Origin of the sequence: Shewanella psychrophila (assembly GCF_002005305.1) — a bacterium.
Lineage (GTDB): Bacteria > Pseudomonadota > Gammaproteobacteria > Enterobacterales > Shewanellaceae > Shewanella > Shewanella psychrophila.
In genome coordinates, this window is sequence record NZ_CP014782.1 from 845,907 (window position 1) to 860,702 (window position 14,796).

At 45.1% G+C, this 14,796-nt stretch carries 8 protein-coding genes; 1 reads left to right on the top strand and 7 read right to left on the bottom strand.

The window, feature by feature from the left end; genetic code table 11:
* Window positions 1-279 precede the first annotated feature (279 nt).
* Window positions 280-8,823: a retention module-containing protein gene (locus tag sps_RS03800; RefSeq protein ID WP_237158088.1), complete on the top strand. Its 8,544-nt coding sequence runs from the start codon at window positions 280-282 to the stop codon at window positions 8,821-8,823.
* Between the two features lie 236 nt (window positions 8,824-9,059).
* Here sps_RS03800 and sps_RS03805 read toward each other — a convergent pair whose 3' ends face one another.
* The 7 genes from sps_RS03805 to sps_RS03835 form a co-directional block, all read right to left on the bottom strand.
* Window positions 9,060-10,274, bottom strand: coding sequence for a pyridoxal phosphate-dependent aminotransferase (locus sps_RS03805; RefSeq protein WP_077751315.1), 1,215 nt, complete (start codon window positions 10,272-10,274; stop codon window positions 9,060-9,062).
* Window positions 10,275-10,687: 413 nt separating this feature from the next.
* Complete coding sequence (gene efp / locus sps_RS03810; protein WP_077751316.1) at window positions 10,688-11,251, bottom strand: elongation factor P; 564 nt, start codon at window positions 11,249-11,251, stop codon at window positions 10,688-10,690.
* 47 nt (window positions 11,252-11,298) lie between these two features.
* Complete coding sequence (gene earP / locus sps_RS03815; protein WP_077751317.1) at window positions 11,299-12,462, bottom strand: elongation factor P maturation arginine rhamnosyltransferase EarP; 1,164 nt, start codon at window positions 12,460-12,462, stop codon at window positions 11,299-11,301.
* Between the two features lie 112 nt (window positions 12,463-12,574).
* Entirely contained in the window at window positions 12,575-13,105 is a 531-nt protein-coding gene (fldA, locus tag sps_RS03820; protein WP_077751318.1) for a flavodoxin FldA, read from the bottom strand.
* A gap of 49 nt (window positions 13,106-13,154) precedes the next feature.
* Window positions 13,155-13,427, bottom strand: coding sequence for a LexA regulated protein (gene ybfE / locus sps_RS03825; RefSeq protein WP_077751319.1), 273 nt, complete (start codon window positions 13,425-13,427; stop codon window positions 13,155-13,157).
* Between the two features lie 10 nt (window positions 13,428-13,437).
* Window positions 13,438-13,653 (bottom strand): DUF2788 domain-containing protein, encoded by a 216-nt coding sequence (locus tag sps_RS03830; RefSeq protein WP_077751320.1) that lies wholly within the window; start codon window positions 13,651-13,653, stop codon window positions 13,438-13,440.
* 82 nt (window positions 13,654-13,735) lie between these two features.
* Window positions 13,736-14,518, bottom strand: a complete 783-nt coding sequence (locus sps_RS03835; protein ID WP_077751321.1) for an alpha/beta fold hydrolase — start codon at window positions 14,516-14,518, stop codon at window positions 13,736-13,738.
* Window positions 14,519-14,796: the final 278 nt, after the last annotated feature.

A 14,796-nucleotide genomic window follows, 5' to 3' on the forward strand; every position in this document is an offset into this window, starting at 1 on the left:
CACACATTGTGCATAGCTTTTCATGTCGTTCTCTTTTGTGGGATTTATATAGACACTTCATTAAGTTAGACGCTTGTACCAGTCATGCGGGTATAGTTGGTTTATGTGGCTGACATATGGTGACGGGGTAGCGGTTTTAACTGTTCAAAAATTGACTTAATCCTATTAAAAATGTAATATGCCGACCGTTTTTTTACTGACACAACAAGTTGTGTTTTCAGTATGTTGTAAGTGTTGCGGGCTTGATGCCTGTTATCCTGGAGAATTGAATTGAAAAAAGTGGTAATTACGCAATCCGGAGAAGTTTTGCTTGCTAGCGGTGAGATCAAGCTCGAAGTAAACGATGTGGTGGAAAATATCACTCAGGGTAAACGCATCCAGTCAGGATCAATTCTCCTCATAGAAGACAGTGCAGAAATCAGCATAGTTTATGACGATGGTACTGTTTATCATCAAGCTCAACAGGGGCAGACTGCACAAGATGATGAAGTTAGTGGTGCTTTGTCTGATGCTGCAGAGATTGCGCAACTGCAAGATTTAATTTTAGCCGAACAAGACCCTACAACTCTGTTACCAGACACCGCTGCGGGTTCAGGCTTGGATAATGAGGGTGGAAGTAACTTCATCTCTGTGGGACGAACCGGCAATGAAACCCTTGCTGGGGCTGGTTATTCTACCATTGGTCTTACTCTCGGCAATGTTGATGCAACAAAGGGGGCTGGTGGCAGTGATGTTGATGAGCTCTCCACTCTGGAAGATGACGGCAATACTATTGCAGAGGACACTGTTGCGATTGGAAATGTGTTGGATAACGACACTGATATTGATAATGACCTCAGTGTAGTGAGCTTCGAAGTCGAAGGTAGCACATACATTGTTGGCACCACGGCCATATTGGAAGATGGCAGCTTAGTACTTAGCAGCGATGGTAGTTACACCTTCACGCCTAATGAGAGTTGGAATGGTACCGTACCAGTTATCACTTATACAGTGAATACAGGCTTGAGTGCGACATTGAACATAGTCGTTACTCCAGTAGATGATGCCAGCATTCTGGCCGATGATAGTAATACTATTGCAGAGGACACCGTTGCGACTGGAAATGTGTTGGATAACGACACCGATATTGATAATGACCTCAGTGTAGTGAGCTTTGAAGTCGAAGGTAGCACATACATTGTTGGCACCACGGCCATATTGGAAGATGGCAGCTTAGTTCTTAGCAGCGATGGTAGTTACACCTTCACGCCTAATGAGAGTTGGAATGGTACCGTGCCAGTTATCACTTACACGGTGAATTCGGGCTTAACTTCGACCTTAACTATCAATGTCACGCCGGTGAATGATGATTTTACCGATAACAATGAAGTACGTAGCATTGAAGAAGACAGTCCTGAAATAGTCGGTAATGTTATCGATGGTACCAGCGTCGACGGTGAAATTTCAGTAACCAGCTTTACCATTACTGGTGATAATACTGTCTATCAGGCTGACGGCAGCGATATTAATATCGCCAATGTCGGTAGCTTTAGCTTGAACAGTGACGGTAACTACACCTTTACTCCAGCCGCCAACTATAACGGTGTTGTGCCGGTGATCACCTATAGCCTGACCGATGGCTCAAGTGCTGCTGGTTCAAGCGATGAGACGTCAACTCTAAGCATCAATGTTACGCCAGTGAATGATGATTTTACCGATAACAATGAAGTACGTAGCATTGAAGAAGACAGTCCTGAAATAGTCGGTAATGTTATCGATGGTACCAGCGTCGACGGTGACATTACAGTAACCAGCTTTACCATTGCCGGTGACAGTACTGTCTATCAGGCAGACGGCAGCGATATTAATATCGCCAATGTCGGTAGCTTTAGCTTGAACAGTGAGGGCGACTACACCTTTACTCCAGCCGCTAACTATAATGGTGCGGTGCCGGTGATCACCTATAGCCTGACCGATGGCTCAAGTGCTGCTGGTTCAAGCGATGAGACGTCAACTCTAAGCATCAATGTTACGCCAGTGAATGATGATTTTACCGATAACAATGAAGTACGTAGCATTGAAGAAGACAGTCCTGAAATAGTCGGTAATGTTATCGATGGTACCAGCGTCGACGGTGAAATTTCAGTAACCAGCTTTACCATTGCTGGTGATAATACTGTCTATCAGGCTGACGGCAGCGATATTAATATCGCCAATGTCGGTAGCTTTAGCTTGAACAGTGACGGTAACTACACCTTTACTCCAGCCGCCAACTATAACGGTGCTGTGCCGGTGATCACCTATAGCCTGACCGATGGCTCAAGTGCTGCTGGTTCAAGCGATGAGACGTCAACTCTAAGCATCAATGTTACGCCAGTGAATGATGATTTTACCGATAACAATGAAGTACGTAGCATTGAAGAAGACAGTCCTGAAATAGTCGGTAATGTTATCGATGGTACCAGCGTCGACGGTGAAATTACAGTAACCAGCTTTACCATTGCCGGTGACAGTACTGTCTATCAGGCAGACGGCAGCGATATTAATATCGCCAATGTCGGTAGCTTTAGCTTGAACAGTGAGGGCGACTACACCTTTACTCCAGCCGCTAACTATAATGGTGCGGTGCCGGTGATCACCTATAGCCTGACCGATGGCTCAAGTGCTGCTGGTTCAAGCGATGAGACGTCAACTCTAAGCATCAATGTTACGCCAGTGAATGATGATTTTACCGATAACAATGAAGTACGTAGCATTGAAGAAGACAGTCCTGAAATAGTCGGTAATGTTATCGATGGTACCAGCGTCGACGGTGAAATTTCAGTAACCAGCTTTACCATTGCTGGTGATAATACTGTCTATCAGGCTGACGGCAGCGATATTAATATCGCCAATGTCGGTAGCTTTAGCTTGAACAGTGACGGTAACTACACCTTTACTCCAGCCGCCAACTATAACGGTGCGGTGCCGGTGATCACCTATAGCCTGACCGATGGCTCAAGTGCTGCTGGTTCAAGCGATGAGACGTCAACTCTAAGCATCAATGTTACGCCAGTGAATGATGATTTTACCGATAACAATGAAGTACGTAGCATTGAAGAAGACAGTCCTGAAATAGTCGGTAATGTTATCGATGGTACCAGCGTCGACGGTGAAATTTCAGTAACCAGCTTTACCATTGCTGGTGATAATACTGTCTATCAGGCCGATGGCAGCGATATTAATATCGCCAATGTCGGTAGCTTTAGCTTGAACAGTGACGGTAACTACACCTTTACTCCAGCCGCTAACTATAATGGCGCGGTGCCGGTGATCACCTATAGCCTGACCGATGGCTCAAGTACAGACAGTTCAAGTTTAGCCATCACAGTTACGCCGCAAGCTGATCCATTCGATGATGCTGATGAAACATTGACCATTGAAGAAGACAGTGGCATGACGACGGGTAGCTTGCTTACAGGCAGTAGCAGTGTTGAGGGGGCGCTAAGTATTCAAAGCTTCTCGGTTGATGGCCAGAACTATGATTTCAGTGGTGGCAGCAGCGTTAGCGTCAATTTAACCAGCGGTGAATTTCTCATAGAAAGCGACGGTAGCTACAGCTTTATTCCTGCTACTGATTGGAATGGTATTGTCCCTGTAGTGAACTACACCGTGAGCGATGGGCTGACGACTAATGACTCGAGTCTGACGATTACGGTGACTCCTGATAATGATAATCCAAAGATAATTTTCACTTCGGATACAGTCGTTTCTGAAGAGGGATTAACCGCTGGTCTTGCTGATAATCAGGGTAGTTCGGATACAACTGATTCTGTGGCTGCAACCGGAATGTTTAGCTTACAAGATATTGATGCCGATACACTTAATGTCATTCTTTCCGGTCCTGATGGAGTGACCTCCGATGGGCAAATCATTCAGTGGCTGTGGAATTCAGACTCACAGACATTATCGGGTTATGTCGGTACCCTCGGCGAGAGTGATTACCAAGAGATATTAGACATTAGCTTGACTCCACCGTCTGGTCATTCATCTGGCGATTGGGGTTATGAGTTGACCCTGAAGGGAGCTGTGGATCATGACAATGGCAATACAGAAGATACACTAACCTTAGCCATCGGAGTCAATGTCTCCGATGGACATGGCGGCACTGCGAGTGGAAATTTCACTGTCACTGTTGAAGATGATGCCCCTGAGTTTACAGCTGTTTCTGCCGTTGAAGTGGTGTTTAATGATATTCCAGCCCCTTTAATTGGAGAGACTGACTTAACCCAATCTCGAGGCACTCGTGGTTCCCTTGATTTTGAAGGATTCACCATTACAGGCAGGGGGTTTTCCTCTGCAACAGATCCCACTTTGGTGGATAGACCGCTATACGGCAGCAGCCAAGGTATAGGTGTTCAAAGTGCAGGTTCTCCCTACCTCAATTTAAAAAATGAAGTTGAATTTCGTAAGTTTGAAGACGGCAGTACTGCTTCGGAAGAGGTGGTTATCACCTTAGATCCTGGTACCGTAGCATTTGGCATGCACATAGAGTTTAGCCAGATGTTTGGTGGTGAGCTCGAGACTGGCGTGGTTGAGTTTTACCGTGATGGTCAAATGGTCGCGTCGCAAGCTTTTACATCCGATGCAGTTCATGGTGATTATGCGGCTAACTTTGAGGTGCTTCAAGGCGGTTTCGACACTGTAATTATCAAGGCAACCGATAATGGTCACTCGGCTGCACATGGAGATAACAGTGATCTGACGATAAAATCGATAGAGTTTGTGGGCACAGAAACAAGCGATCCCATTGCTTATGCGTCGGGAACAGTCACCCCACAGTGGGGGGCTGATGGAGCGGGTTCTATCGAACTGACCGGGAGTGATGAAACCGCGCTTATGACTAGTAGCGGAGAAGCTATTTACATCACTCAATCGGGTAATACCTTGTTGGGACAAACCACTTCGGGAGTCGTGGTCTTTAAGCTCGAGTTCACACCGGGTACCGGGCAATGGGATTTCCATCAGTATCAGGATATGAAGCCCACTTCCGATGGTGATATCGACTTTAATATACTCATTACTGATGCCGATGGCGATAGTGTCGAGGGCGCGTTTGCGGTGAAGCCTAAAACGAGTACCCCGCCTGAGACTCAGGAAGACAGTATCCATTTACATGAAGGTCAGTCAATGAACTTCAATGAGGCCAGCTTGTTAGGCAATGATGATAATTATGACTCAGGTTCTTTGTCTGTTATCTCGCTTGCCACAAGTCGCTTTGGTGGCGACGCAATAACTGCAACAGAGCAGGGCGCTAGTTTCACCACGGCACTTGGTGGCATAGTAACGATTAATCCCGATGGCAGTTATAGCTATCAGGCACCAGTCAGCTTAGATCACAGTAGCGAAGATACCCTGACAGATAGCTTTTACTATCAGTCAACAGACGGAGTCGAAAATTCGGCATGGACCAAGGTTACTGTCAATATTGCCGATACGGCACCAGTTGCCAATGATGATACCGACAGTATCGGATTTGGTGGCACGGCCCATGGTAATGTTATTACGGCTACCGGCACCGATGGCGCTGGTATTGATATCTTGGGAGCCGATTCGGCGAGCATTTCCTCTGTGTCATATAAGGGCACGAGTTACACTGATTTTGATGCCGATGGCAATATCACAATTACCACTGATGATGGCATATTAGTGATGAACCAAGATGGAAACTACAGTTATCAATCTAGCCTGAATGAATTCGTCAACATGAATTCTGACGATCTGTTTATCGGTAATGGCGTGCAGTTATATGGTTTCAATTCATCCACAAACTTCACAAATTCAGGCGACCTGAATACATCGATGCTTACCGGTGATGGCGATGGTATCCGTCAATATAACAAGCAGATAGGTGTCGGTATCAATGAGTGGATCGAGTATGGTGAGTCCCTGGTTATCGATCTAGAGGCAAACTTCAGTGACGTGTCGTTAGGATTGAATGGCTGGGCGGGAAGCGCAAGTAGCGCCTATGGTCAATGGTCAACCTATGATAGCGATGGCAATTTGATGGAGAGTGGCACTTTCTCCGGCAGTGACACACTGAACATCAATTCGAGTCAGCCTTATCAGTATGTTGTGATTACTGCTGGCAATACCTTTCTATCACTGACCTCGGTACAAACCGCGCTCGCACACCCACTGACCACTGATGAATTTGGCTATATTCTCAGTGATATTGATGGTGACAGCGATCCGGCCACACTCACTATCAATCAAGACTCTAACCCACAGGCGAGCGGCGATTCAGCCAGTGTTGCCGAATCAGGTCTGGCTTCAGGAACGAATGCCGGCGACGGCAGTAATATCTCTACAGGTAACTTGCTCGATAATGACTCAGGTGTGAGCAGCTCCACTCATATCAGTGAGGTTGAAGGAGTGACTGCGATAAACGGTATGATCACCGTGACGACTAACTTAGGTGAGTTGACAGTATATAGCCAGGACTCGGCTGAGCACAGAGCGGGAGACTATGAATACAAGCTAACTGCTAATAGCACTGATGGCGATAGTGCCAGTGAGTCATTCGACTACACCATAACTAATAGCCTAGGCAGTAGTGATAGCGCCAGCCTGACAGTAAAGATAGATGATGATGGACCCGTTACAAATGATATTAGCCAGAACCTGCAATCCAGTGCCGATATTGTCACAACTAACCTGACTTTAGTATTGGATGTATCCGGCAGCATGGGCGATCCGGTCGGTAATGGACAAACTTACCTGGAAGTGGCTATCGACGCTTTAACGGCGTTGATCAATGAAGTTGATAATACCGGTAATGTGAATATTCAAATTGTTAATTTCCATGCCAATGCCAGTTCTTCCGGTTGGTTGATTGACGATGTTGCTGGTGCCATCAATTACCTTGAATCTTTGGTCGCTGATGCGGCTACTTACTATGATTCAGCATTAAATGAAGTGATGAATAGCGGCCCCTTGCCAGAGGGAGCCGACCAAAGCCTGCTCTACTTTATTTCTGATGGCTCACCTTCAAGAGGTCACGAGGTTGACAGTACTTTGCAGTCAACCTGGGAGAACTATCTGGAAACCAGTGGGTATAAGACTGCATTCGGGATAGGTATTGGTAACGCGGGCCTCGATAATCTACTGCCTGTTGCTTACCCCGAAGTCGATGGTGATGAAGTGTACGCGGTGAAACTGGATAATCCTGAAGATCTCACTAGCACCATACTTAATTATTTCGAGGGTGACACGATAAAGGGCAGCTATAGCACTGGTGTCGTATATGGCGCCGATGGTGGGCGTATAGAAAGCATCTCTGTGGATGGTGTGACCCATAAATATGATGGTTCAAAGCCAGTTCAGGTATTCACTACAGCCCTGGGCGGAAAATTTACTGTTAACTTCGAGACCGGTGAGTACAGCTACTCCATCGATGTGGACCGTGATGTACTTAATGAACAGGAGACACTCACCGCCGTAGTGAAAGACAGTGACGGTGATACGGCCTCTGTGACCTTAGACCTAGGTATCGATTACCATGCTAATCTGGATGCGAATTCGAATAATATTATCACTAACTTGGCGGAAGGAACCACCATCAATATTCCTGTCGAATATCTGCTCCACGGTGATAAGACTGCCGGGGGAAATGCCGGTATAACTCAAGTGTCAGGCGACGATGTGACGCTCAGTGACAGCCTAGTGACATTATCAGTGCCGACAGATAACTCGAGTTTCATTTACACCTTAAAAGGCAGCACTGGCCAAGGTGAAGATTCGACCCATGTAGAACTGGACTACAGTGAACAGCTTATCGGTACGGCAGAAAGCGATATCATTATCAATTCTACGGCGGGCTCGGTATTGCCAAATGATGCATTGATCACAGCGATAGTGACGCCGGGTGAGAACAGCAGGGTTAACAATCCGCTAGGCTTTAAATTTGCCAGCAACAGCGATACGCTCTCGGTAACCAGTGTCAGTGTTGACCTCAGGGGAGGCAATGATAACGATGCTTTCATCGAAAATTATGCCTTAGGAGATTCAGTCGGCCTGAATCCTATAAGCAACATTTTCACCTTATCCGAAGGGAACTCAGTTATTACAGCTGACTTTTCCGAAGGTGATTTTACCACTGGTGATGAATTCTGGTTTACCCTAGATACCAGCATGCTTAACAACAACGACAGTAATGTGTTCTCTCATCAAGCTGTGACCTTCACCGTCACCTTGAGCGATGGTTCACAAAATACTGGTGTCTATCTGGCTTATGAAGGCGGGGCGCAGACTAAACTGGTGTTCGGCGATGTCTTAGATGGTGGCGCAGGTGATGATGTCCTCCTTGGTGGTGCTGGCAGCGATATTTTGCTTGGCGGTGATGGTCAGGATATATTGATCGGCGGCCTAGGTTATGATCTGTTAAGTGGTGGGGAGGGGGCTGACAGGTTCATTTTATCGTCTGGCTCTGAGGGAAGCGATCATATTACTGACTTTAATCTCAATGAAGATAAGCTGGATTTAAGCGATCTGCTTCAGGGGGAAACAAGTGGCAATCTCGATAAATACCTCAACTTCAGTGTCGATAATGCCAGCCATTCAACATCGATTGATATTGATGGCGATGGTGATGGTACTTTCGAGCAGCAAATTATTCTCGATGGTGTGGATCTTAAAGCGGCATTTGGTCATACCGATGAGCAGATAATCAATGGTCTATTGGGTGAAAATAGTGACGGGCCTTTGATCATCGATACTCAAGGTGAAAGTGTGATGGCACTCTCAACAGGCGCGGGTTCAGGATATACAATGGATAATGAACAGATTGTTCATGGTATTTTGTAACTCCACCCTCCACAAGTAAACCGATCATGGATAAGCAATTATCCGCGATCGGTTTAACCCTATAGATATCTACACAATATTTAAATAGCCAGTAGTTTGGTATCTGCGTTTATAAGAGGAATGCTGAGCCAGCAGCTATACATTCGAAGATCTTCTCTTTGAACCAGAGAAAATAATCGACATAAAAATCCCCACTGGGTTTCATGTCGATAGTAAAGTCATTATATCTATGGGGATTATTGCCTATAACCATCCATAAATTCACCAAACTCAGTTAAGGCTTTCTCGAGATCTTCCTTGTGGGGTAAGAAGACGACCCGTAAGTGATCCGGCTCAGGCCAGTTAAATGCCGTTCCGTGAACCAGTAAGATTTTCTTCTCTTTGAGCAAATCTAATACTAAACGCTCATCATCCCGTATATTGAACTTCTTGGCATCTAGCTTAGGAAAGGCATACATGGCACCCTTGGGGCATTTGACACTGATGCCTGGGATCTGATTGAGTAGCTCTATACAGGTATCTCGTTGTACCTTGAGACGTCCATCATCGATAACCAACTCGTTGATGCTCTGATATCCTCCCAGCGCTGTTTGAATAGCATGCTGATTAGGCACATTGGAGCAAAGGCGCATGGATGCCAGCATTTCTAAGCCTTCAATATAACTCTTGGCCGCTTTAAGGTTACCCGATAGCATCATCCAACCGACACGAAAACCTGCCGCTCGGTATGATTTTGATAGACCGTTGAAGGTGACGGTCAAGATATCATCGGATAAGCTCGCCGCTGGAATATGCTGAGCTTCATCATACAAGATTTTGTCATAAATCTCGTCGGCAAACAGGATGAGATCGTGTTGTCTGCATAGCTCAACCGCGCCCATTAATAGTGCTTTGGAATACACGGCTCCAGTAGGGTTATTGGGGTTGATTAAAACCAAGGCTCGGGTCCTTGGTGTGATCTTAGATTTGATATCTTCAAGATCGGGGAACCAGTCAGACTCTTCATCACAGCGGTAGTGTCTGGCATTGCCGCCAGATAGGTGAACAGCAGCTGTCCAGAGCGGGTAATCCGGAGAAGGGATCAATACTTCATCCCCTGAATTCAACAAGCCTTGCATGGCCATCACAATTAATTCAGATACGCCGTTACCGATATAGATATCTTCGATGTCGACACCGAAGATCCCCTGGGACTGATAATGCTGCACAATGGCCTTTCTGGCAGAGAAAAGACCTTTAGACTCACAATAGCCTTGGGCGCTGGGCAGATTTAAGATAACATCGCGAACGATCTCTTCGGGGGCTTCAAAACCAAAAGGGGCTGGATTACCGATATTAAGCTTTAAAATTCTGTGGCCTTCATCTTCGAGTCGCCTGGCTTCCTTGTGTACCGGGCCCCTGATGTCATAACAGACGGTATCTAGCTTGTTCGATTTGATTATTGGTCGCACTTTCTAACCTCTAAAATTCTCAAAAACACGGCTTTGTGTTCCATGAAAGCGAATAACGCATAAAGTCTTTGGACAATAACGAATTAGTAGCGATTTGAGAAGTTATTTATGGCGAGTTTTTGGAAGTAACCAGAAAAACATTCTAGTCATTATAACTAAATCTTACAATGGTGATAAAGTGATTAGGGGAATGTACTTAGTTTTACGCAATATTTAGAGTTTTTATCTAATCGATGATTTAAATGTTAATAGAAGTAATGGTGCATCCTTGAGCATGAATACCAATTGATATAAACCGGAATATAAATGTGAGGTATAAAAAACCAGTGAGTGTGTCACTGGCTTCAAATAGTCGACGCTTTGGCGCTCATGTGTCCTTCATAAATTAGGATTGCGAGCCCCACAAGAATTAGCTATACGCGTTTCTTAAACTCATGAGTACGAGTATCAATTTCAATCATGTCACCTGTTTTGACGAAGTCGGCAACAGTTAAGGTGAAATCAGTGCCAAGTAATGTCGCTGGCTTCATTACTTTTCCAGAAGTATCGCCACGAGCCGAAGGCTCTGTGTAACCAACTTCACGTGCGACAGTAGTGGGCAGCTCAATTGAGATAGCCTTACCTTCATAAAAAGTAACTTGGACTATATCTTCCATGCCATCAACAATATAGTTAATCGCATCACCTACATTTTCGGTTTCTACATCGTAGGGGTTAAACTCTTCATCCATGAATACATACATAGGGTCGGCGTAGTAAGAATAGGTACAATCTAAACGCTCAAGGATGATGTCTTCTAATTTATCTTCGGCTTTAAATGCGGTTTCTGTCGCTGAACCTGTCAGTAGGTTTTTCAGCTTCATCTTCACAACAGCAGCTGAACGGCCAGAGTTGTGAGTTTCAGACTTGAGAATGACCATAGGGTCTTTGCCTACCATGAGCACATTACCGACTCGCATTTCGTGAGCTGTTTTCATTTATTTAATTCCTAATATTCACAGACAATTTGTTTCAGCGCAGAATATTAGCCTTTTTTGACAAATTGCACTAGTCGAGTTGCCAAATCTGTGTCATTTAATGCCGACTTGGGCCATTTTATAGCGTGCTTATCCATTAAGGTGCGGCGTTCATGTAACTTTTTCCACATGTTAACGGCTGTTTCATCCTCTTCTTTATTGAATGCCAGATTAAGCCTTGACCAGGTGACTCCAGTCTCTTTATCCAGCGAGGCTGTGTAAAGAGAACTAAATGCAGATAATTTATCCAAATGTGCATCGTCTTCCTGGCCATATATATGCCAAATAAATGGTTTAGCGGCCCATTGGGCACGGACAAAGGAGTCTTCACCACGCACTATGTTGAAATCGCAACTCCAAAGCAAACGATCGTAAGATTGCTGATCTGTCATGGGCAAGATATGTAAAGTCAGTGAATCTAACTTCAGCGAATCTCCTGACGTTAAGTTCAGTCCATCAGGGACTAAGGTTCTGAGACTGTTAAGGCTCCGGCCCATGGGAATAAGGGCATGAACCTTCTTTTTTCCTTGTTGCCACGATTGGCACAGACTCAAGAGCGATGTAGTTTCATAGCTAAAGACGCTGATTAAAATGTCTTTATTGTTTACGTCTTCGATGCCTAAGTCTTCAAGTAGGCGAGCCTTATTTTCTGGGTCGGCTTGCCACTTTTCTCTTTCCTCGAATAAACCATGTTCACAGAGCAAGCCACCACTGCTTGGTGTGAACCCTGGAAAGTAAAAATGCTTACTGATCCCATTGGATTGCAGAGAGGGTAAACCATGGCAGCTATCTATCCAGGGCTCGGCGCTCAGGTATTCTAAGTTGAGCCAGTTAGGTGGATTATCGATATCAGTTAACTTCTCAATCACCTGTGATGGCAAGGTGCAGGCAAATGCTTCGATAAGCACTTCCCCTGGATGCCATTGCTCAGCCAAAGGTTCTCGCCAATGATATATCCCAACTTTCTCAATCTCTTGCTGGGTTAATTTTGTATCGAGCTCTGGCAGTATATGGGCGAAACTATTGAGATCGTCTACCCAGAGTCTGACATCGATATCGAAGTCGTGTGCCAGTTGCTTGGCTAGACGCCAAGTAACACCAATATCACCATAATTGTCGATAACAGTACAAAAGATGTCCCAGTGCTTGGCAGGGGATGATGGCTTAGTCATGATCTACTCATTCGTTAGGCTGATATGGAGCGGCTATGATCAATGTTCCAGACATTAAAAAGCGGTGCTATTGCTAGTCACCGCTTTTAGGCTGTATGGGTTGAAAGAAGAGTTAATCTTCTAATTCAGCCAGACACATCTCTTCGTAGATCTGTTTGACCCAAGCATCGACTCGCTCTTCGGTCAGCTCAGGTTGTCTATCTTCATCGATACCCAGACCGACGAAGTGTTTCTCGTCTTCTGTTAATCCTTTAGATGCTTCGAAATCGTATCCTGTGACTGGCCAGTGACCTATGACGATACCGCCACGGCCTTCTACGATTTCATTGACCATGCCCATGGCATCAAGAAAGTACTCGGCGTAATCTTCCTGATCGCCACATCCGAAGATGGCTATGAGTTTATCTTCGAAGTTGATCTGCTCTAAGTCCGGGAAAAAATCATCCCAATCACACTGAGCTTCACCGTAATACCAAGTAGGAATACCGAACATGAGAAGATCATATTCCGCTATCTGTTCCTTGGTGCTCTTGGCGATGTCTTTGACTTCGACCATTTTTTTACCCAGTTTTTTCTGGATCATCTTGGCGATGGCTTCGGTGTTACCTGTGTCACTACCGAAAAAAAGACCTACAGTTGCCATTGTCTTTCCTTTATCTATTTCGCTATATGTTTATCGTTAACAAGAGCAGTCAGGCGTCGACTTGCTTTTGCAATATTAGTTCGATTAATTGGCTGCGGCTGATATTACTGGCCAAAGCCTTCTCATTCAAGGCGTCGTATAAATCTTGTGACACCTTTAACTCTATTCGCTTTAAACCGTTCGCTTTATCGCGTTGGATCTGATTGCGCTTATTGATTTTAAGCTGCTGATCCCTAGGTAGTGGATTACTACGTGGACGACCGCGACGTATCTCTGTGGCGAATAGATCGATTGTGGTTCTATCTGATGTTTCTTTTGCCATTGGTTCAGTCTTACCCTACGCCTTCCCAAAACAGCTGAATCATTCCTTTTGCAATAAATCCGGCACAGCCGAGAAATAGCACAGACCAAACAATAATACGGCCAAATTTAGGGACATTACCTTGTTTCAGTACGTCATGAATTGCCATGCCGATAAAGAAAAAAATTGCTGCAAAGAATAGGTCTAAACCTATTGCTTCAATCTGTACCATGTACTGAGACAACATAAATCAATTCTTCAGGCCAAAAAGAGGCGCGAATATACCATAGTTGAGCAGTGCCCGCTATATGGATAGTGCCCTAAGGCCATTATTTACCGTCATGTTTAGCGAGAAAGTCGATCACTATTCGATTGAAAATGGCGGGTTTTTGCGCATGGAGCCAATGACCCGTCCCTTCAATGGTTTTAGCCTGAACCTGAGGAAACTGACTTATGATGGCCTGTCTATGTTCTGCTGTGACATAATCTGAGTCGCCGGCACGTATAAATAGGGTGGGCTTTCTATATTGTAAAAATGCGTCGGCTTCGATGTCATTGTGCCAAGCGATTAAGTCTTTATAGCAAGACTTTAGCCCTGCAAGGTTCATTTTCCAGTTAAAGCCTTCGTCGGTTCGCGATAGGTTTTTTAATAAAAACTGAGCCGTGCCTTCATCTAATCCGGCTGTTAAAAGCTGTTTGAGTGCATCAGAGCGACTTTTTAAGCCGATGAGATCGATATTTTCAAGCCCTGAAAAAACCTTCTCATGTCTTTCTTCATAACTGACCGGAGCGATATCTGCGGCAATTAGACTGGTCACTCTATTCGGATAACTTAGTGCCGTAGCCATGGCTACCTTGCCTCCCATGGAGTGGCCAAGAATATGCGCAGCCTCTATTTGTAAACTGTCCATAAGCTCAATGACGGCTTGCGCCAGCAAAGGGTAATCCATTTTTTGCCAATGGGGGCTGAGTCCATGGTTGGGTACATCGATTCGCACCACTCTATGTCTCTCTTCCAGGTTCCTTCCCAGGCCCTTTAAATTATCAAGATTTCCGAAAAGGCCATGAATTAAGATCACAGCGGAACCTTGGCCAGAAGAGATATAATGCATGCTTGATCCTGTAGACGGTTTGAAGAGTGCAGATTGTGCCTGCAAACGGGTTAATTTTACAATCATACTCGGATAACGCGCTAACACTTGCCGTCTTTTTGAGCAAACTCGACATCTTTTTAGGATCTAATTACGATCTCTGTCAATTTTAGCCGTTTGGCACTTTATTATAAGCCATGAGTTGGCATACACTTGCAGCAGGCAGTTGAACGTTGATTTAAACAAGAAAAGCAACAATGTTCAGTGCGGGCAGAAAATTAATTAATTTCACTTAAGGA